Annotated in this window: 18 protein-coding genes; 13 read left to right on the forward strand and 5 right to left on the reverse strand. The window is 63.5% G+C overall.

What is annotated here, in order from left to right; translation table 11 throughout:
* Window positions 1-138: 138 nt before the first annotated feature.
* Together J3P96_RS01495 and J3P96_RS01500 are read right to left on the reverse strand one after the other, a co-directional pair.
* Complete coding sequence (locus J3P96_RS01495) at window positions 139-2,262, reverse strand: type III effector (protein WP_434654855.1); 2,124 nt, start codon at window positions 2,260-2,262, stop codon at window positions 139-141.
* Between the two features lie 15 nt (window positions 2,263-2,277).
* Window positions 2,278-2,766, reverse strand: coding sequence for a CesT family type III secretion system chaperone (locus J3P96_RS01500; RefSeq protein WP_434654857.1), 489 nt, complete (start codon window positions 2,764-2,766; stop codon window positions 2,278-2,280).
* Between the two features lie 149 nt (window positions 2,767-2,915).
* On the opposite strand from J3P96_RS01500, the gene J3P96_RS01505 reads away from it, so the two are divergent.
* Complete coding sequence (locus J3P96_RS01505; RefSeq protein WP_434627264.1) at window positions 2,916-4,034, forward strand: transglycosylase SLT domain-containing protein; 1,119 nt, start codon at window positions 2,916-2,918, stop codon at window positions 4,032-4,034.
* 160 nt (window positions 4,035-4,194) lie between these two features.
* Here the strand turns inward: J3P96_RS01505 and J3P96_RS01510 are convergent, their stop codons facing one another.
* Complete coding sequence (locus J3P96_RS01510; protein ID WP_434654859.1) at window positions 4,195-5,352, reverse strand: serine hydrolase domain-containing protein; 1,158 nt, start codon at window positions 5,350-5,352, stop codon at window positions 4,195-4,197.
* 166 nt (window positions 5,353-5,518) lie between these two features.
* Between J3P96_RS01510 and J3P96_RS01515 the strand changes: the two genes are divergently transcribed.
* The gene (locus J3P96_RS01515; RefSeq protein ID WP_434654862.1) at window positions 5,519-6,733 is read left to right on the forward strand and encodes a cytochrome P450 family protein; all 1,215 of its coding nucleotides are present in this window, start codon (window positions 5,519-5,521) and stop codon (window positions 6,731-6,733) included.
* Between the two features lie 111 nt (window positions 6,734-6,844).
* On the opposite strand, the gene J3P96_RS01520 is transcribed toward J3P96_RS01515, so the two are convergent.
* Window positions 6,845-7,441 carry a GNAT family N-acetyltransferase gene (locus tag J3P96_RS01520; RefSeq protein WP_434654864.1) on the reverse strand — a complete coding sequence of 199 codons (597 nt, stop codon included), beginning with the start codon at window positions 7,439-7,441 and terminating at the stop codon, window positions 6,845-6,847.
* On the reverse strand, window positions 7,438-7,989 hold the full coding sequence (locus J3P96_RS01525; protein ID WP_305498082.1) for an RNA polymerase sigma factor: 552 nt from the start codon (window positions 7,987-7,989) through the stop codon (window positions 7,438-7,440). Before J3P96_RS01525 ends, J3P96_RS01520 begins: the two co-directional genes overlap by 4 nt.
* A gap of 451 nt (window positions 7,990-8,440) precedes the next feature.
* Between J3P96_RS01525 and J3P96_RS01530 the strand changes: the two genes are divergently transcribed.
* From J3P96_RS01530 to sctU, 11 genes are all read left to right on the forward strand, one after another.
* The gene (locus tag J3P96_RS01530) at window positions 8,441-9,436 is read left to right on the forward strand and encodes a TyeA family type III secretion system gatekeeper subunit (RefSeq protein WP_434571086.1); all 996 of its coding nucleotides are present in this window, start codon (window positions 8,441-8,443) and stop codon (window positions 9,434-9,436) included.
* Window positions 9,433-11,520, forward strand: coding sequence for a type III secretion system export apparatus subunit SctV (gene sctV, locus J3P96_RS01535; RefSeq protein WP_434627275.1), 2,088 nt, complete (start codon window positions 9,433-9,435; stop codon window positions 11,518-11,520). The genes J3P96_RS01530 and sctV overlap by 4 nt, the downstream gene beginning before the upstream one ends.
* Before the next feature lie 159 nt (window positions 11,521-11,679).
* A complete protein-coding gene (locus J3P96_RS01540) occupies window positions 11,680-12,573 on the forward strand; it encodes an FHA domain-containing protein (protein ID WP_434654867.1) in 894 nt (297 codons plus the stop codon).
* Window positions 12,573-13,931: a FliI/YscN family ATPase gene (locus J3P96_RS01545; RefSeq protein ID WP_434654870.1), complete on the forward strand. Its 1,359-nt coding sequence runs from the start codon at window positions 12,573-12,575 to the stop codon at window positions 13,929-13,931. The genes J3P96_RS01540 and J3P96_RS01545 overlap by 1 nt, the downstream gene beginning before the upstream one ends.
* Window positions 13,918-14,337: a hypothetical protein gene (locus tag J3P96_RS01550; protein ID WP_434602163.1), complete on the forward strand. Its 420-nt coding sequence runs from the start codon at window positions 13,918-13,920 to the stop codon at window positions 14,335-14,337. Before J3P96_RS01545 ends, J3P96_RS01550 begins: the two co-directional genes overlap by 14 nt.
* Window positions 14,327-14,881, forward strand: coding sequence for a type III secretion protein (locus tag J3P96_RS01555; RefSeq protein WP_434654872.1), 555 nt, complete (start codon window positions 14,327-14,329; stop codon window positions 14,879-14,881). Before J3P96_RS01550 ends, J3P96_RS01555 begins: the two co-directional genes overlap by 11 nt.
* Window positions 14,878-15,978, forward strand: coding sequence for a type III secretion system cytoplasmic ring protein SctQ (gene sctQ, locus J3P96_RS01560; RefSeq protein ID WP_434654875.1), 1,101 nt, complete (start codon window positions 14,878-14,880; stop codon window positions 15,976-15,978). Before J3P96_RS01555 ends, sctQ begins: the two co-directional genes overlap by 4 nt.
* Entirely contained in the window at window positions 15,975-16,628 is a 654-nt protein-coding gene (sctR, locus tag J3P96_RS01565; protein ID WP_305498095.1) for a type III secretion system export apparatus subunit SctR, read from the forward strand. Before sctQ ends, sctR begins: the two co-directional genes overlap by 4 nt.
* Before the next feature lie 9 nt (window positions 16,629-16,637).
* Complete coding sequence (sctS, locus tag J3P96_RS01570) at window positions 16,638-16,892, forward strand: type III secretion system export apparatus subunit SctS (protein WP_305498097.1); 255 nt, start codon at window positions 16,638-16,640, stop codon at window positions 16,890-16,892.
* Window positions 16,892-17,689, forward strand: a complete 798-nt coding sequence (gene sctT, locus J3P96_RS01575; protein ID WP_434654877.1) for a type III secretion system export apparatus subunit SctT — start codon at window positions 16,892-16,894, stop codon at window positions 17,687-17,689. Before sctS ends, sctT begins: the two co-directional genes overlap by 1 nt.
* A gap of 15 nt (window positions 17,690-17,704) precedes the next feature.
* On the forward strand, window positions 17,705-18,805 hold the full coding sequence (gene sctU / locus J3P96_RS01580) for a type III secretion system export apparatus subunit SctU (RefSeq protein WP_434654878.1): 1,101 nt from the start codon (window positions 17,705-17,707) through the stop codon (window positions 18,803-18,805).
* Window positions 18,806-18,880: the final 75 nt, after the last annotated feature.

Below are 18,880 nucleotides of genomic sequence, written 5' to 3' on the forward strand. Positions count from 1 at the left end.
TGCGCAGCCGAGCGGGAGCAAGCTCCCTCGCCACGGGGGGGCGGTCGGAGTGTGTCGCGAGGGCTGGCACAGGGGAGTTCCTGCAGCCAGCGTGGACGGAGGGATGCCGGGCCACCGAGCGATGGTCCGGCGGCTTTCTCAGCTAGGTCGAGGGGTGGGTGTTGGTTCGTTGGACGGTCCGCTCTGTGGCGGGGCTTCGCCGCGTTCTGCCAGCTCCATGTTGTCGCCAGCGGGCGCTTTTTTCCGATTCGTTACCAACCCCTTGGCAAAGTCGGAGGTGATGTTGAGCGCGGAGAGGCTGCCCTGCGGAACAATCTGGGTCAGCCCGCGGGTGACGTGATAGACGTTCTCCAGATTGCGGGTCAAACCTTCGGTCTGGGTGTGTGGCAGGGTATCCCGGTTAGGGTTGGTTACGTTCTGCCACGGTACCTGTGCCCGCTTGGCAAGGTCGTCAGTGCCGTCGCTCAGTGCCTTGTTCTCGAGCGGTGCCGCCACGCTGTTGGCAAAGAATGGGAGCAGCGTCAGGCCGGACGAGAAGAAGGTAGTGACGATCTGCTCCATTTTTTCTTTGACTTCAGGGTCTTCACCCACCGCGGCGGCATCCCCAACGCCGGTGCGCATGGCGATCCCTGGGCCCACCCCCACGATCCGGTTGGCCAAGTCACTGACATTGGCCATGCTGATCGGGTTGAGCTTGCCAGTCGCCTCGGCAAACGCCTTGGGCAGGAGTTCTTTCCACTCACGGTTTTCCTTCGTGACGCGGTAGGTGGGGATTTGCTCATCGCCATGGGTCTGGGCATATTTGGCAACCGCCTGTCCGCCCGCCATGAAGGTGCCGCCTACCGCAGAGGCGACACTGCGAGCCGCGATACCGGAGGCGTTGACGGACGTGAACTGATCTATCGTGTCCCTCACCGCATGAGCCGCGCCGAAGGCGAGGTAACCGGTGAAGTCGCCGCTCATGGTGCCAAAATTGTTGGCGTTCTGTTTCAGTTTGAAATCGGCGCGCTTGTCGCTCTGTGTCGCGTCGATGGTTTCGCGTTGCTCGTTGGCAACCCGGCGTCCGTTCACGGTGATGTCTTGCAGGGCCTTGGGATATACCGCCAGCGGGTCGACTTTTTCCAGCCCCCGGCCAATCGTCTTGTCGACGACGACCTGGACAAACGGGCGCAGGCCATCGCTGATTACCTTGTGGGCGGAACCCAGGACGGTTGACGTCGCCGCCACATGTTTGCCGAAGGACTGGTCCGCCATCGCCTCGTCGATCGCCGCGGTGGCGGCGCCGAAGTGTCCGGCAGACGCGAAGCCTTGGGGGATTCCTGCGTCGGCAAATACAGCCAGGCCTGTCACGAAGCCGCTGTGGGTCTTGAGTTCGGCCACGTAGTCCTGGCGTGCGACGTTCTTCAGTGCGGTGTCCAGCACCTCGTTTTTTTTCGTCGCCGCTGCCAGCTTGCTAGGTTTGTCGTCCTCCTTCTTCAGCAACCCGCCAAGCTCTTTGTTGACCTCACGCAACTGGCCTAACTCATCCCTCGCCTTGTCTCGGTCGGCCTGGGGAAGGCTCTCGTTGTTCGCCGCTAGTTGCGCGTGCTCGATCCGGCTTTCCATGAACGTGTTCAGCCGCTGGGGCATGTCCTGCGTCATGGCTTGCGTGACGCCTTTGGCATAACCGCGAAAAGCTTCATGACTGCTGCGCAGCAGCTTGAGATCGCCTTCTCCCGGGGTTTGATCGATCACTTCCTGACACAGCGAATGATAGGCGCCGAGGGTATTACCAACGCGCTCGCAGTGCTTGTCCCAGACCGCTTTGAAACCTCCGCTCTCTTCCCTGTCGCCCTCGTTCTTGGCCAGGTACTCGTTGAAATCCTTGGCGAATGCTTCGGTTTCTTCCTGGCCTGACAGCATCGGGTGGGGCGTGCCGCCGAGTTCGGCGAGGTGCTTTTGCACGTCTTGATAGCTTGTCCCTGGCGCATAGCTCAATACCTTTGCTTCCAGTTTCATATGCTCACGGGCAAAGCCGATGGGGTCCCCCTCAGGATCTTTTTTACCGAGCCTGCCGATCATTCCTTGCAAGCGCTCCTGTTTGACCCTGAGCGTTTCCTGAGTCTTGTCGGACGCCTTTCCTTCGAAGTGATACGGCACAAGGGGGGTCGTGGACGGGCGAACCTGCTCGGAAAGGCTGGTTCTCACCGGCAGGATCCGATCGTCCTGCTGCGGGTGCAATGGCGCCGAACTTGAGGTTCCGCCTACTGATACTGCTGGCATGTCGTGTTCTCCTTCCTAGATCGACAGGGCGTTGTTGAGCCCTGCGCTACGCGGGGTGGGTTTGGGCTGGGCGGTCTTGGCGGTGTCGTCTGGGCTGGCACCGTCGAAGAAGTAGCCATCGCGCCAGATCAGCGCCATGTCGGCGGCACCCCCCATCAGCCCGAGCAGGCGCTCGGCTGTGAGGCCGTCCAGCGGGACGTGGCCGATCAGGACCACCTGTTTGCTGTCGCGGTTGTACGACAGCGATGGACAGAACGCGCCGCTGAGCAGATACAGGTTGGTTTCCAGCAGCCGTTGCAGGACCGCTTCACGATTCGCCACGGGCAGGGGGCCGAAGCCGCAGTAGATGAAGACGTCTCCCTCGCCCACGCCAGGCGTGTGCTTCAAGGAAAAGTCCACATCCTTGACCGACAGGTTCGCCTCTTCGTAGAACGCTGACGGGCTGGGAATCATCGTAAGTTCGCAGAGCTGATCGATCAGCTTGCAATAGGTGGGTGACGCCATGATGGACCTCGCATTGTCATTCAGGCACCGACGAGCGCCTGCTGCCCCTGATGAGTGACAGCCGGGGCATTTCGGTTCCACTGACCGGTGGAACCGCTGGCCGGTGATCTGCCACCCAATGGCGCCACCTCATTCAAGGTTGACCGCCCATGTCCCGATCACTTGCATCTTCGCCAGCTCTGCGATCCATCCCCAAAGGCTTGTCCATGCTGGCCATGGGGACCTTGCTGTACGGATGCCAGCATCTCGAACCGCAGCTGACCATTGGCGACCGTTTCGCCAACGAGCCTTACCGCGCGCAGCTACGCTGGCTTGAGCCGGCGCCCACGGACACGATCATCGAAATTGGCGAGTCATCCCCGCAAAGCGGCGGCAGCCTGTGGGCGCGCATGCGCCAGGGATTTTCCTTGCAGACCAGAACCCAGGGCGTGGCCCGCATCGACGAGCAGCGTCGCTGGTTGATGGAGCGCCCGGCTTTTCTTACCCAGACCGGCCGCGCCGGTAGCCGTTACCTGCACTTCATCGTGGGCGAGCTGAACAAGCGCAACATGCCCCTGGAGCTGGCTTTGCTGCCGGCAATCGAAAGCGGATTCAATCCCAATGCACGTTCGCCTGCGCAGGCGTTGGGGCTCTGGCAGTTCATTCCAGCCACCGGACGCCGTTACCAATTGCAGCAGCACGGTGACTACGATGAGCGCCGGGATATTCCATCCTCCACCCGGGCTGCCCTGGATTACTTGTCTTACTTGCACGATTACTTCGACGGCGACTGGCTGCTGGCGCTGGCTGCCTACAACGCCGGGGAAGGGCGGGTTCGCGACGCCATCACGCGTAACCGCGCCCGTGGCCTGGCGACCAGTTACTGGAACCTGTCGCTGCCCGGCGAGACCCAGAATTATGTGCCGCGGCTGCTGGCTTTGTCGCAACTGATCAACACTCCCGCAGACTACGGCGTGAGCCTGGCCCCGATTGCCGACCAGCCGTACTTCCAGATGGTCGCCTTGGCGCAGCCGGTGGACCTGGCGCAGCTGGCGCAGTTATCGGGGGTGCATGAGCGGGAGTTGCGCATGCTCAACCCGGCCGGCCGTGGCCGCGTAAGGGGGCGTTTGCTGATGCCGGTGGAAGCATCGCGCAAGTTGCTGGCGCAACCGGACATGATCGCCAAGGCCGCGTTGCCCCGGGTCGGCGATGGCGAAGAGCAAGTGGTCGCTTCGCCAGATACGGTCGAGCCGCAGGTGGCCGAGGCGGCAGTGCCACCTGGGGTGTGAGAGCGCTGGAGCAATACGATTCGCTTGTTGATATCTAACCCGTGGCGAGGGAGCTTGCTCCCGCTTGGGTGCGTAGCGCCCATCAAACAAACGGGATCGCTGCGCAATCCAGCGGGAGCAAGCTCCCTCGCCACGGATTGACCATCGCCGATTTCGGATTTTACAAACAATCCATCGCAACATTCGCCAGGCCGCGTGCGCGAGGGTCCATCAGGACGTAGGAGCCGATGGTGTTGCAGGCGAAGCCGAAGGCCACGCCGCGCTCCGGGTCGGCAAAGCCGATGGTGCCACCGGCGCCCATGTGGCCGAACGCGCTCGTTCCCATGCCGTAGCTGCCGTTCGCCACGTCCGGCTGATCGAGCATGATGCCCAGGCCGAAACGGGTGGCTGTCTGGATCGTCGGGTCGTATTCGGCGCTGTGCTCGCACAGCATTTCGTTGAGCAGCGGTGATTCCAGCAGGCGTCCGTCCAGCAGGCCGGCGTAGAACGCCGCCAGGCTGCGGGCGTTGCCGTGGCCGTTGGCCGCCGGCTGGGTCATGCGCTTCCAACCGGTTTCGTTACTGCGCCCCAGCACCATCGGCGGATTGGCGAAGGCCAATGAACTCATGGCCGTCGGCTCGTTGAGCACGAACTGCAGCACTCGACCAAAGGCCTCGTCATCGACGTCGTCCTTGGTGCGCGCCATGTAGGCGCATCGAGCGATGTCCGCGTCGTCCAGGCCCATGTGGAAATCCAGCCCGAGTGGCAGCGCCACCCGCTGGCGGATGCTTTGCGCCGGGGCCATGCCATCCACCCGGCGCAGCAATTCACCGAGAATCCAGCCGAACAGCAGCGGCGAATAGGTCTGCTGTTTGCCGGCGTCGGCCCAGGGCTGCTCCTCGGCGATCAGGTCGACCATGGTGTCCCAGTCGTAAAGCGTTTCCGGCGCGAGGGGAGTGCGCAACGCCGGTAGCCCGGCGCGATGGCACAGTACCTGGCGCACGGTGATGGATGCTTTGCCGGCGTTGGCGAATTCGGGCCAGTAGCGGCAGACCGGCGTGTCGAGGTCCAGGCGTCCCTCGCCCACCAGCTGCATGATCGCCACTGCGGTGAACGGCTTGGTGCAAGAGAACAGGTTGAGCAGGGTGTCGCGCTGCCATTGGACGTCCGGTTCCGGCCCGGCAATTCCGGCCCATAGATCGATCACCGTTTCGCCGTCGATCTGGATGGACAGGGCGGCGCCGCGTTCGAAAGGGCTTTTCATCAGTTGGATAAAAGCCTCTCTGACCGGCTCGAAGCGAGGGTCACAGTGGCCATGGATGGCAAGTGCATGCGTCATGTCAGCTCCACGCGGGGTTGGGTTCCCCTTGAGTGACGCTGGCCGGGCAAACGGTTCATCCGGTGACAGGCGATAGGGGGCTGGTGGGCGAGCTTGCTCTGGCAGGGATCTTTTTACGCCAGTCCAGCCACTCATGGGCAACGATTCCTTCCTCTGGAGAGTGTTCATGGCGTACGAGCGGACCCTTGATTTGAATAGCGACGCGTTTCGCGGCGAGGCTTATCGGCACTATGCGGCGCTGCGCCAGTCGTCTCCGGTGTTCCTCAGCCAGCCCGACGGGCAGTTGCCGATGTGGTACGTCACCGGTGCCCGGGAAGTCGAAGAGGTCCTGCTGGACAACGATCGCTTCGCCCGTGATCCGTCGCGCATCGATCCGCGGTTCGCGGCGATGCTCGGCGGCGAGCAGTCCATCGCATTTCTCAATGAGCACATGCTCAACCGCGACGGGGAGAGCCATCGCCGCCTGCGTCGCCTGGTCAACAAGGCCTTCACCTTGAAGGCAGTGAACGCCATGCGACCGCGCATCGAACAAATCGCCGAGACGTTGCTGGACGCAGTGCAGTCGAGCGGACAGATGGACGTCGTGAGCCAATATGCCTTCCCTTTGTCGATTACCGTCATCGCCGAACTGCTGGGCGTCCCTGCTCAGGATCGCGACGATTTCCGGCGCTGGTCCCACATGATTGTCCGGCAGGTAGGCCATGACCTGAGCGAACTGCAGCGCTGCTACGAAGAATTTGCCAGCTACATGCTCGCCTTGATCGAGCAGCGCCGGGCCCAACCGGCCGACGATCTGGTGTCGGCCCTGGCCCAGGTCGACGAAGAGGGCAGTATGCTCAGCCGAAGTGAGCTGTGCAGCATGATCGCGCTGCTGATCATCGCCGGGCACGAAACTTCGGCATCGATGATTGGCAATGCCGTGCACACGCTCGTGCAGCATCCTGAGGCATTGATCCAATTGCGGGATGAGCCGACATTGATGCCCGACGCGGTGGAAGAGTTCTTGCGTTATGACTCGGCGGTGGAACGGGCCATGGTTCGTTTCGTCACCCAGGACACGGAACTGGCCGGACAGCGTTTGCAGCGGGGGCAACTGCTGGTGGCGGTGGTGGGGGCGGCCAATCGTGACGAGGCGATGTGCGCCGATCCGGACACACTGGATATCACTCGCCCGGCCTGCCCGCACATGTCTTTTGGCAAAGGTACTCATTACTGCCTGGGGGCTTCGCTGGCGAGGCAGGAACTGGAGATAGCCTTGGCGACCTTGCTGCGGCGTTGTCCCGGGCTGCAACTGGCGGTGGAGCCCAGCGCCGTACGCTGGCGCTATGTACCCAATTTCAGGGGGCCGGATGCGTTGCCGGTGCGTTGGTCGGTGGATTGATCCGGGTGGCCAGGCGTCGGGCCCGCGGGGAATTCTCGCCACGAGATCAACGGTTGCCAGTGCAAAAAATGGCAACGGCTCGCCCGGCCTCTTGCCGGACGAGCCGTTGTTTCAAGCCAGGCTGGCCTCCCTTGTCTGCGCAGGCACTGAAGCGCTGACGGGTGTGGTGTCGATAGGCATCAGGTCCAATCCATAGAGCACCACATCCGCACGTTTGTCAGCGAATCGGGCGATACCCGGGAAACGTCCCCATAGCGTCGCTCCCAATCCTTGCACGCCCCGCTTGCTCGCCTCGTTGTGCTCGATGATCCAGGCCACCAGCGTCTCGAAACCATAACGTCTGGCCAACACCACGGCGGCCTGGCCGAGGCGAATGCCGACGCCGCTGCCAATGTGGTCGTTGCGCACGTATATCGATACTTCGCCGGTCAACCGGCAGGCCTGGGCACCCCAACAGAAGCGGTTGACGATCAACCAGGCGACCACCTCGCCGCCTCGCTCGAGCACGTAGATCGGGTCACCTTCCTTGACGAAACAATCGACGAAGAACGTCATTTCCTTCAGGGAAAACGCTCTGAGTACGGGGGAACTGGTTCCCCCCAGAGCGCTTTCGTTGAAGATATCCGTCATCACCGGCAGGTCATCGGGCGTATAGCGACGTACGCCACGTGGCAGGTCGGCTCGGCTGTTCAAACGATTCCTGGTCATGGCCGGGTTTCTCCATAGACGCTTTTCTTGAGTTGTTCACGGGCCCGAAACAATCGTGAGCGCACGGTGCCGATGGGCACGCCCAGCCGTTCGGCGGCATCGCGGTAGCTGCTCTCGGTGTCCACGGCGGTCCACAAGGTGTCGCGCATGTCCTTGGGCAGGGCGTCCATCGCCAGCAGCGTGCGGTCCAGCAGCCGTCGGTTGTCGCACAATTCACTCAGGTCGATGTCGTCGCTGGATTCGTGAAAATCGCTTTCGTCGAACGTGCTCAGTGGCGGTTGCGCATAGAAACGGCGGAAGTGATTGCGTATCAGGTTCAAGGCGATGCCGCATAGCCAGGTGTCCGGCTTGGCCAACCCCTTGAATTTTTCCTGGTTGCGCCAGGCTTCCAGATACGTGAGTTGGATGATGTCGTCGGCGTCGTCTTGATTGAGTACACGCTTTTGCACAAACAGACGCAGCTTACGCTCCTCGCCGAAGCTGACACCGGGCGCACTCGGACGTGTCGGTGAGGTTTGCGGGGGAAGCATGAGGTTCAGGCTGTTCATCAATAAATCCCTCTGAATGGGTTCCCTGATGTCGACGGGTGTGTCGACGTTTCCCCTTCAGCAGGACCTGTGCCAAGCCGGATTTAACACTTATCTAAATGAAATTTAAGGACTTTTTATTAGTGCAAGTGCTCTATTTGTGCAAGGGCGTGCACGGCTTTCCGGAAGTCCACTGCATGAAATTGCACCGGTCGGGTCTGCAAAAAACGGCCGGCGGACGACTCGGTTGTTCGCCTTGAATAAGGCTCGTGACGGCGATGGAACCGAATGGTGGATCACCGCCACCCACTGAGCGTCCGAAACCACGCTCCCGGTCATCATGAAAGTAGAAGCCCCGACAAATGCGCACATTGCCGCCAATCTCGCCCAGGCCGTTTCGGCTGTCGCGGGCGTTGGCAGGCCTGTCGAGTCGTCGCAGGCCACGCAGTCCAGTTCGATGGAGGAGGTCGGCATGACCTTCAGCCATCATGTGGAACGCAATACCAAGGCGCTGAACCAGCGCCGCATCCGTAATGCCCGCAGCGAGGTGGGCCAGGTGCGGGTCGAGACCCGTGAACAACTGGAAGAGTGGTACGACCAACTCGGCCACCCAGGCAAGCAGAGCCTGGGGGCCATGGCTGCCCAGGCCGGCGTCTTGCTCGGTGGCCAGCCGGTACTTGAGGAACTGGTGCAATCGACTGGCGGAGATCCGGCCCGCACCGACCTGATCCTGAAGCAGGCACTGCTGGACGCCGAGGCGCAGGGGCGTCTCGTCGAAGCCAAGCGTGCCCGCGACTATCTGCAACTGTTGCGCGAGCGTTATGGTGCGCAGATCCAGGCCGGCATGAACATCGCCGAGGCCCTGCGGGCCTCCGGTGGCGATCCGGAACTGCGCCAGGCGGTACGGCGCCTCTATTACGACACCGTGGTGCTCAAGCAATCCTTGCCGACCATGATGCAGGCGTTGCTTGGCCTGTTCGGCGAAGCGGCATTCGTCTCGGGGCTCGACATGATGCGCCGCGCGCTGGCTGATGACATCGCCGCCCATGCCCCTTCGCGGCCTACCGCTCTGTTGCGTACGTTGCTGATCGGCCTCGCTGCCTCGACGCAACTGAGCAGCGTGCTGCAAAGCTGTCGCCGTTTGCTCGAGCAACTGGCCTACAGTTGCCCGGCCAGCCAGCTCACGGCCGTGCTGTTGCTCCAGCGCATGCTGGGATTTGTCAGCAGCGGCCTGTCTTCGGCGGAGGTGCGTCGCATCGGCCGTGAATTGGGCGGCGATCAGGAGCGCGACCAACTGGTCTCCTTGAACGGCTTGTACCCCTTGCTCAAGCGTTTGCCGCTGGCGCTCTGGCGCGATGCGAAAAGCCGCCAGAGCGCGCTGAAGAATCTACTGGTGCTGCTCGACGAGCGTTCCCGTGGCGAGACCCGTGGACAGACCGCCGAACCGGTTATTGGAGCGCGCCCATGATCGCCATGCTGAACAAAGTCGCCCAGGCGGCGGTGCAACGTATCGAGGTGGCCGGCGCGTTCGTGGTGCTCGGCATCGTGTTCATGCTGATCCTGCCGTTGCCGACTGCGGTGGTCGATGCGCTGATCGCCATCAACATCTGCATCTCTTGCCTGCTGATCGTGCTCTCGCTGTACCTGCCGCGTCCGTTGGCGTTTTCCTCGTTCCCGGCGGTGCTGTTGCTGACCACTTTGTTCCGGCTGGCGCTGTCGGTGGCGACCACGCGCTTGATTCTCCTCCAGGGCGACGCGGGTCATATCGTCCAGGCGTTCGGCAATTTCGTGGTGGGGGGCAACCTTGCGGTCGGGCTGGTCATCTTTCTCATCCTGACGGTGGTCAACTTCCTGGTGATCACCAAGGGCTCCGAGCGGGTCGCCGAAGTCGCGGCGCGGTTCACGCTGGACGCGCTGCCTGGCAAACAGATGTCCATCGACAGCGACTTGCGGGCGAACCTCATCGATGTCAGCGAGGCCCGCCGCCGCCGCGAGGAACTGAACAAGGAAAGCCAACTGTTCGGGGCGATGGACGGGGCGATGAAGTTCGTCAAGGGCGACGCCATCGCAGGCCTGGTGATCGTGGTGATCAACCTCATCGGTGGCTTCTCGGTCGGCATGGTCCAGCATGACATGAGCGCGTCCGACTCGATGCACTTGTACGCCGTGTTGACCATTGGCGACGGTCTGATCGCGCAAATCCCGGCCCTGCTGATTTCCCTGACCGCCGGCATGATCATTACCCGCGTCTCGCCGGAAGGACAGCCAGCCGGCAGCAGCGTAGGCAAGGAAATCGCCAAGCAGTTGACCGCCGAGCCCAAGGCCTGGGTCATCGCTTCGGTGGGAATGCTCGGCTTCGCCGCGTTGCCCGGCATGCCGACGCTGGTGTTCATCGTGATTGCCTTGATCACCGGCACGGCGGGCATCATCCAGTTGCATGGCCGGGCAAAACAGGCTCGCCAGGCGGAGCAGTCTGAAACGGTCGTCACGCCGGAACACAATGGCGCCGAGGACCTGCGCAGCTTCGACCCGACCCGGGCCTATCTCTTGCAATTTTCCAAGGCGATGGAAGGCAACCCGGCCGCCGAGGACGTTATCCAGTCGATTCGCAAAAAGCGCAACGCGCTGGTTGCAGGTTTTGGCCTGACCTTGCCGCCCTTCGAGATCGAATACAGCACGCAGCTGGAAGACGACGAGTTCCGGTTCTGCGTGCACGAAGTGCCGATGTTGCGGGCGACCTTCGGTGACCGCGTAGCAGTGGCGCGCGGGCCGCTGCCATTCGAGCCGCAGGATGCCCGGGTCGGCAGCGAGGTGCGTGACGAGCATCAATGGCTTTGGCTGGCCCCCGACGACCCGCTGCTGGCGGACGAGCGCGTGGAAGCGGTGCCGGCGGGGGAGCTGCTGGTGGAACGCATGAGCCGGGCCATGTTTGCCACCGGCCCGCAGTTCCTCGGCCTGCAGGAAAGCAAGTCGATCCTCAGCTGGCTCGAAGCCGGACAGCCAGAGCTGGTGCAGGAGCTGCAGCGGACCATGCCCTTGGCCCGTTTCGCCGCCGTTCTGCAACGCTTGGCAGGCGAAGGCGTGCCGCTGCGGGCGGTGCGATTGATCGCCGAGTCGTTGATCGAGCATGGGCAGCACGAGCGCGATGTCGGTGCGCTCACCGACTACGCCCGCATCGCCCTGAAGTCGCAGATCTATCACCAGTACCGCGATGAAGACGGCTTGCACGTCTGGCTACTCACGCCGGAAACCGAAGGGCTGCTGCGCGACGCGTTGCGCCAGACCCAGACGGAAACCTTTTTTGCCTTGGAAAGCGTACATACCCGCGCCTTGGTCTTGCAGCTGCGCGAAGGCTTCCCGTTGCGGGCCAAACGCGTGGCGGTGCTGTTGGTCGCCCAGGACTTGCGCGCGCCGCTGCGTGACTTGCTGCGTGACGAGTTCAATCACGTACCCGTGCTTGCCTTCAGCGAGTTGCACAGCAATGCCCAGGTCACCGTGCTGGGGCGCTTCGATCTCGAGCAGGAACAACTGCGGATCGAGGACGCCGCATGAGGGTTTTTTCCCCTCGGCGCGCGGGCAGTGCTGCCACGGGTAACGATGTAAATCCAGGCGCGTTCGATGGCCTGGCTGTGACAGTGGACGAGGGCTACCCGTGCCCCGTCGTTCAACCGGATTGTGGGCGCACCCCCGTCGCGCCTTGAGGAGTTGGCCATGTTCGAGCTGCGTGTATTGAGTGGTCTGCACCGAGGTGCGGCGTTGCCGCTGGTGGGCGAGCAATGGGTAGTGGGAGCGGCGGAAGACGCCGACCTGGCGTTATACGATCCAGGTATCTGCGCACATCACGTGGCCCTCAGGCAGGTTCAGGGCCAATGGCTGCTGGACTCGCTGGAGGGGAAGGTCTGTGATGCACAAGGCCAGCCCTGGATTCCCGCCGGGGCGTTGCCAAGCAATGCGCCTTTCTCTATCGCTGGCGTCTGGTTGTGCCTGGCCTCGGCGGATCAGCCCTGGCCTGAAGAAGCAGCCCTGGATGATGCGGCGCACCTGGCGGTAGAGCGCGAACCGCAAAGGGCCGCGGCGCGGCCTTCCTGGACCAAGCGCCTGAGCATCGCTGCCGCGGTGATCACCGTTGCCTCCAGCGCCTTGGCCTTCACCAGCCAGCCGGCACCGACCGTGGCGCCCGGCGCGGTGCAACAGCTCAAGCCGGCCAAGGTGGCCCTGGACACTGTCGAGGCGGTCCGCCTGGAGCTCGATCGCATGCTTCAGGAGCGTGACCTGGATGCCCATGTGCAGACCGAGGTCCAGGACGGCCGACTGGCCCTGGTGGGTGAGTTGCCGCGTCAACGCCTGGCGATGGTCGAACGGCTGATCGAGCGTTTCCATGCCCGCTACGATACGTCGGTCGCGATCACGACCAACGTCAGGGAGCGGCTGAGTCAACTGCCGTTTCAGATCGCCCAGATCGTCGGCGGCAAACATGGCCACGTTGTCACGTCCGACGGCCGCCGGTTGTTTCTGGGCGACCAGATCGATGGGCTGCGCCTGACCGCGATCGATGCCGGCAAGGTCACCTTCGAAGGTGAGCAACGCTACGAGGTCACCTGGTGATGACGCAGGCGGCTATTGCACGACTGGAAACCTGGGAGGCCGGCCAACGGGCGCATCTGCGCCGGTTCTCGCCGGTCATGGTGCGCGGACAGGTACAGCGGGTCAGCGGCATCTTGTTGCAATGCCGGCTGCCGGGAGCGCAGATCGGTGACCTCTGCCAGGTCGAACGTGACGCGCGCGAGCCGTTGCTCGCCGAAATCGTCGGCTTCGACCGCCACGATGCCTTGCTCAGCGCCTTGGGTGGCCTGGAGGGCGTGCGGGTCGGCGCCGTCGTGGAACCACTGGGCATGCCCCACCGGGTGACTGTCGGCCCGCAATTGCTTGGGCAAGTGTTGGACGGCTTCGGTCGGCCCCTGTTGGACGGTGGCGTGGGCGCTTTCGCCGGGGCGCAGGTGCTGCAGGCCTCGCAAGTGATTGGTGAGGCGCCTGCGCCGACCGCGCGACCGCGCATTCAACAGCCCTTGATGACCGGCGTACGCGCCATCGACGGCCCGCTGACACTTGGCGAAGGCCAGCGTGTCGGGTTGTTCGCGGGCGCCGGCTGCGGCAAGACCACATTGTTGGCGGAGATCGCCCGCAACGTTGACTGCGATGTCATTGTCTTCGGCTTGATCGGTGAGCGTGGGCGCGAGTTGCGCGAATTTCTCGACCATGAACTGGATGATGAATTGCGCGCTCGTGCAGTCCTGGTATGCGCCACCTCCGACCGGTCCAGCATGGAACGGGCCCGCGCGGCATTTACCGCCACGGCCTTGGCCGAGGGTTTTCGCGCCCGCGGCCAGCGCGTCCTGCTGCTCATCGACTCGCTGACCCGGTTCGCCCGGGCTCAACGGGAAATCGGCCTCGCCGCTGGCGAACCGCTGGGGCGCGGCGGCTTGCCTCCTTCGGTCTACAGCCTGCTGCCGCGTCTGGTCGAGCGGGCCGGGTTGAGCAATGAGGGGGCGATCACCGGGCTTTATACGGTGCTCATCGAACAGGATTCGATGAACGATCCGGTGGCGGATGAAGTGCGTTCGCTGCTTGATGGTCACATCGTGCTGTCGCGCAAACTCGCCGAGCGCGGTCATTACCCGGCGATCGACGTGTTGGCCAGTCTCTCGCGAACCCTGGCCAATGTCGCCGAGGCCGAGCACCTTCGAGCAGGCATCAATCTGCGGCGGTTGCTGTCGGCCTACGAGCAGATCGAACTGATGCTGCGCCTGGGGGAATATCAGGCCGGCGCGGACCCCTTGACCGACCTGGCGGTGGAATCCCGCAGCGCCCTAGACGCATTCCTGCGCCAGGACTTGCGTGAGCCGGAGACGTTCACGTCGACATTGGCCCACCTCCAGCAATTGACCGCCTATGTCCCGGGCTGATCTGGACGCCCTGGCGCCGGTGCGCCGGCATCGCGAGGCGCAAGCCGAACGGGCCTGGCGCCAGCAGCGCGAGCTTTTGCGCGAGCGCCAGGCCGCGTTCGCCGCCGCGCGGGCGCGCTGGCAGGCAGCCTGTGAGCAGCAGGCGGCGCAGCGCGAGGCCCTCTACGGCGAGCACCGTGGCCGGGCGCTGAGCATTTGCGAACTCAATGCCTGGAGCACCGAGGAGCGGCGCTTGATCGGCGAGTTGGCGGAGCAAGCGCGGGCCTTGCAGGCGCTGGACGAGGAACAGGCGCAGCAAGCACGCCATACCGAAGCCGCGCAGCAGCGATTGCAAGGGCGCAGGCGTGACCTGGAAAAGCTCGGCGCCATGATGGAATACCTGGTGGAGGTTCCCGATGATGAATGAACGCACCGTACGCGGTGGACCGCCGGCTGCATCCGCCCGGCACGCGCCGCGTGCGCATGAGTACGCGCCTGCCCAGGTGAGTCGGGCCACCCGTCCGGCGGCCCGCGAGCCTGCGCCCGCTTCCGAACGCGACCCCGAAGTGACCGCCGGGCGCAGCGACGGCTACTGGTTTCGCCAGTGGGTCGACGCACCTCGGGGCAGTTGCGAGGACGACACCGCCGGCGCCGGCTCCCTGTCGGGGTGGGTGGGCCTGGAGAGCGGCGAAGTGGACGCCTTTGTCGATCAGCTGTCGCCACGTCTGCGGGCCACGCTCGACCAGCAGTTGGACCTGCTGCTGCACCTTCCCCACCTGGGACGGATCAGGGTCTCTGCGCAGCGTCTCACCGGGACCTCTGGCTGGGACATTGGCCTGAGTGGCGAAACCGAAGAAGTACGTGCGCGGTTATCGAGTCGGTCCGGGCGCCTGGAAGAGGCGTTGGGTCAGAGCCTGGGCCAGCCGGTGACGGTGCGCGTGGCATCCGCAGAGGAGGCGAGTGCGACATGAGCGTACGTGCATTGGCGCTGCGATCGATGTGCAGCGATGACGCCGCCGCCCGGCAGCGCTTGGGGGCTGGCGTCAGTCTGGCGTTCGAGGTGGCGGGCGAAGCGGGCGTGGTGGAACTGACCCCGGCCAGCGGCGCGGCGAGAGCGACGCCGTTTGTGCTGGAGTGTGCGCAAGGTGCCCTGGCCCTCGACGAGCCCGGCCCGGTACTCAGCCTGTTCGGCGAGTGCCCAGTGGTCCTGCCCGCCGAGCCTTGCGCGGATGACGCCTGGTTCTGGGCGCTGTTCCAGCAAACCCTGAGCGAGTCCTTGCGGCGGGCATTCGGTTTTCTGAGACCGCTGGCCGGTCACGTCGTCGAGGGCATCGCCTGCCGGATCGAGGTGAAAACAGGCGCGGCCCGTGCCACGAGCCATCTGCAAATCGCCGGGACGACGCTGCTGGGGGTGCTTGGCGCAGCGCCCTGGCAGCGTCGGGGTGTGCCCTGGGGCGACGACCTTGCGCTGGATGTTCCGCTGCCATTGGGGCACCTGACGTTGGCCGCCAGGCACGTGGCCGCGCTGCGCCCCGGTGACGTGCTGGTTCCGGAGTCCGCCCTGTTCGATCCATCCGGCCAGGGAATCATTCGCCTGGGCCGGCAATGTGCGCGGGTCCGGGTATACGACCGTGCCGCGCCGTTGCGCCTGACCTTGCTCGCTCTGGAGGAAACCGCTATGAACACCACCGCCGACACCGACATCCTGACGCCCGACTGGGACGACACCACTCGCTACGAACCCGACGTCCAGGCACCTGAAGTCGACGAGCAACCAGCGCCTTACCCCGTCGACTCCGATGCAACGCAGGCGCCGGTTGCAGATCCTGCCGCCACCCGCGAGCGTTTCGACGACCTGCCATTGGCGCTGACGATACGTTGCGGCCACTTGAGCCTGACCCTCGGCGAGTTGCGCGACCTTGCACCCGGCTCGGTGCTCCAGGTCCAGGGCGTGGCGCCGGGCGCGGCGGCGTTGTTCCATGGCGAGCGGGCCTTGGCCCACGGCGAACTGGTAGAAGTGGATGGCCGGCTCGGTCTGCAGATCACTCGCGTGGATGTCGCTGGATGAGCTTCCAGGGGGTCGACCCCTTTCTGCTGGCGCTGTTCATCGGCGGGATCTCATTGGTTCCCTTGTTGCTGATCATTTGCAGCGCCTTCCTGAAAATCGCCATCGTATTGACGATTACCCGCAACGCCATCGGCGTGCAGCAGGTGCCGCCGAACATGGCGCTGTATGCCATTGCGCTGGCAGCGACGTTGTTCATCATGGCGCCGGTCGGCCACGACATCGCCGAGGAGCTGAAGGAGCGGCCACTGGATTTCAGCAATACCGAGGCGCTGCAGGGTTCTGCCTTGAACGCGGTAAAACCGCTGCAAGCCTTCATGTCGCGCAATACCAACCCAGACATCCTCACCCACCTGCTGGAAAACACACAGCGCATGTGGCCCAAGGAGCGCGCCGAGCAAGCCAGTCGCGACGACCTGATGCTGCTGATCCCGGCCTTCATGTTGTCGGAGCTCGAGGCCGGCTTCCAGATGGGCTTCCTGATTTACATCCCGTTCATTGTCATCGACCTGATCGTGTCCAACCTGCTGCTGGCGCTCGGTATGCAGATGGTCGCGCCGATGACCATTTCGTTGCCGCTCAAGCTGCTGGTGTTCGTCCTCGTGCAAGGCTGGACGCAATTGCTCGACAGCCTGTTCTACTCCTACCTCTGAGGGCATGCGATGGACGCGATGACGTTGTTCAAGGAAGGCATGTTGCTGGTGGTCCTGCTGTCCGCGCCGCCCCTGATCGTCGCAGTGATCGTCGGCGTGCTGACTTCCCTGGTGCAGGCCTTGATGCAGATTCAGGACCAGACCTTGCCCTTCGGCATCAAGCTGGTGGCCGTGGGGCTGACCTTGCTGGTCACCGGTCGCTGGATTGGCGCCGAGCTGCTGGGCCTGTTGCGTCGGGCTTTTGAACTGATGGCCAGCACCTGATGACGACCCAGGCCTTCCTTCCCTATTTCGACTTGCTGCTGTCGATCGCCCTTGGCATGGCGCGTATCTATCCGGTGGCTTACCTGGTCCCGGTGTTCTGCTTCCAGCATTTGCGAGGCCTGCCGCGCCATGCCGTGGTGTTCGCCCTGGGCATGTTGCCGGCGCCGGGCATCCGCCAGGCCCTGATTGATGCCCAGGTCAGTTGGCTGACCCTGGCTGGGTTGATGTTCAAGGAGGTGGTGCTGGGCCTGCTGCTCGGGGTGCTGCTGGCCATGCCGTTCTGGCTGTATGAGTCGGTGGGGGCCTTGCTCGATAACCAGCGCGGTGCGCTCATCGGCGGCCAGTTGAACCCGGCACTCGGCACGGATACGACGCCGTTGGGCCACCTGTTCAAGGAGATGACGATCCTGTTGCTGGTGGCCACCCTGGGCATCGGCACGCTGACCCAGGTGATCTGGGACAGCTACCTGGTCTGGTCGCCCACGGTCTGGTTTCCGTTGCCCGGCGCGGATGGTTTCGGGGTGTTCCTCGGGCTGCTCGCCGAAATGTTCATGCACATGATGCTTTATGCGGCGCCCTTCATCGGCTTGCTGTTGCTGGTGGAGTTCGCCTTGGCCTTGCTCAGCCTGTATAGCCCGCAATTGCAGGTCTTTGTCCTCGCCATGCCGGCGAAAAGCCTGGTCGGGCTGGGCTTCCTGCTGTTCTACCTGCCCACGTTATGGGACGCGATGACCGGCCGTCTCGGCCGTTACGGGGAAATCCGCAACCTGCTCCACCTGCTGTTGCAGGCGCCTTGAAGGAAGGGCTTGTTCATGAGTGAAGACAGCGGGGAGAAGACCAAGCGCGCGACACCGAAGAAAATCCGTGACGCCCGCAAAAAAGGCCAGGTCGGCCAGAGCCAGGACCTGAGCAGCCTGTTGGTACTCACGGCAGTCACCGAAGTGGCATTGACCCAGGCTGACAACAGCATGCAGGCGCTGGGTGAAATGGTTTCGTTCCCGTTGCACCGGCTGGACGGCGACTTCGTGCGCGCCTTCGAGGAAACCCTGGCCCATGCCGGTGGCGTGTTGCTCAGTTTCACCTTGATGACCGTCGGGTTGGCAATCGCCACGCGCCTGATCGCCGGTTGGGTACAGTTCGGCTTCCTGTTCGCGCCCGAGGCTCTTCACCCCGATCCGAACCGTTTGAACCCGTTGAACCAGGCCCAGCAGATGTTTTCCGCCCAGGCGCTGATCCAGCTGTTCATGGGGCTGGTCAAGGCAGTGTTCATCGCCAGCGTGCTTTACCTGGTGACTATGCCTGCCCTCGGGTCGTTGATCAGCCTGGTCAACGGTGACCTGCATGGCTATTGGCGCGGGCTCGCCAGCCTGTTCCGGCACATCATGCACATCTGTCTGGGCGTGTTGCTGGTGCTGGCGATTCTCGATTTTGGCCTGCAGAAATATTTCTTCGCCAAGCGCCTGCGTATGAGCGAAGAAGAGGTGCGTAAGGAATTCAAGGAAATGGAGGGCGATCCCCACGTCAAGATGCATCGACGCAGCCTGGCCCGGCAGTTGGTCGACCAACCTGCCAGCAAGGAAACCAAGCCGGTGGAAGAGGCCGATGTGTTGGTGGTCAACCCGACGCACTTCGCCGTCGCGCTGCTCTATCGACCGGAGGAAACGCCGTTGCCGCAGCTCATTACCAAGGGCGTCGATGCGGATGCGCGTGCCCTGATCGAGCGAGCCAAGGCGGCGCGTATCCCGGTCATCCAATGCATCTGGCTGGCGCGAACGATCTACAAGGAAGACGTAGGCGGATATATCCCGCGGGAAACGCTTCAGGCGGTTGCGCACATTTATCGGGTCTTGCGCGAGCTGGATGACGAGGCCAAGGGCGAGGTGATCGAAATCCCGGAACTGAACCTGCGCTGAGGTCGATGGAACCGGTGCGCACCGGGATGCCACTCAGGTAGTGAGCCCGGGATCGCCCGGGCGATGCCGGCTTGC

Origin of the sequence: Pseudomonas sp. R3-56 (assembly GCF_051132075.1) — a bacterium.
Classification (GTDB): Bacteria; Pseudomonadota; Gammaproteobacteria; order Pseudomonadales; family Pseudomonadaceae; genus Aquipseudomonas.

Excerpts from the sequence above, each read along its gene's own strand:
- J3P96_RS01495 (WP_434654855.1), bottom strand. The coding sequence starts at position 2,262 with ATGCCAGCAGTATCAGTAGGCGGAACCTCAAGTTCGGCGCCATTGCAC.
- J3P96_RS01500 (WP_434654857.1), bottom strand. The coding sequence starts at position 2,766 with ATGGCGTCACCCACCTATTGCAAGCTGATCGATCAGCTCTGCGAACTT.
- J3P96_RS01505 (WP_434627264.1), top strand. The coding sequence starts at position 2,916 with ATGTCCCGATCACTTGCATCTTCGCCAGCTCTGCGATCCATCCCCAAA.
- J3P96_RS01510 (WP_434654859.1), bottom strand. The coding sequence starts at position 5,352 with ATGACGCATGCACTTGCCATCCATGGCCACTGTGACCCTCGCTTCGAG.
- J3P96_RS01515 (WP_434654862.1), top strand. The coding sequence starts at position 5,519 with ATGGCGTACGAGCGGACCCTTGATTTGAATAGCGACGCGTTTCGCGGC.
- J3P96_RS01520 (WP_434654864.1), bottom strand. The coding sequence starts at position 7,441 with ATGACCAGGAATCGTTTGAACAGCCGAGCCGACCTGCCACGTGGCGTA.
- J3P96_RS01525 (WP_305498082.1), bottom strand. The coding sequence starts at position 7,989 with ATGAACAGCCTGAACCTCATGCTTCCCCCGCAAACCTCACCGACACGT.
- J3P96_RS01530 (WP_434571086.1), top strand. The coding sequence starts at position 8,441 with ATGACCTTCAGCCATCATGTGGAACGCAATACCAAGGCGCTGAACCAG.
- sctV (WP_434627275.1), top strand. The coding sequence starts at position 9,433 with ATGATCGCCATGCTGAACAAAGTCGCCCAGGCGGCGGTGCAACGTATC.
- J3P96_RS01540 (WP_434654867.1), top strand. The coding sequence starts at position 11,680 with ATGTTCGAGCTGCGTGTATTGAGTGGTCTGCACCGAGGTGCGGCGTTG.
- J3P96_RS01545 (WP_434654870.1), top strand. The coding sequence starts at position 12,573 with ATGACGCAGGCGGCTATTGCACGACTGGAAACCTGGGAGGCCGGCCAA.
- J3P96_RS01550 (WP_434602163.1), top strand. The coding sequence starts at position 13,918 with ATGTCCCGGGCTGATCTGGACGCCCTGGCGCCGGTGCGCCGGCATCGC.
- J3P96_RS01555 (WP_434654872.1), top strand. The coding sequence starts at position 14,327 with ATGATGAATGAACGCACCGTACGCGGTGGACCGCCGGCTGCATCCGCC.
- sctQ (WP_434654875.1), top strand. The coding sequence starts at position 14,878 with ATGAGCGTACGTGCATTGGCGCTGCGATCGATGTGCAGCGATGACGCC.
- sctR (WP_305498095.1), top strand. The coding sequence starts at position 15,975 with ATGAGCTTCCAGGGGGTCGACCCCTTTCTGCTGGCGCTGTTCATCGGC.
- sctS (WP_305498097.1), top strand. The coding sequence starts at position 16,638 with ATGGACGCGATGACGTTGTTCAAGGAAGGCATGTTGCTGGTGGTCCTG.
- sctT (WP_434654877.1), top strand. The coding sequence starts at position 16,892 with ATGACGACCCAGGCCTTCCTTCCCTATTTCGACTTGCTGCTGTCGATC.
- sctU (WP_434654878.1), top strand. The coding sequence starts at position 17,705 with ATGAGTGAAGACAGCGGGGAGAAGACCAAGCGCGCGACACCGAAGAAA.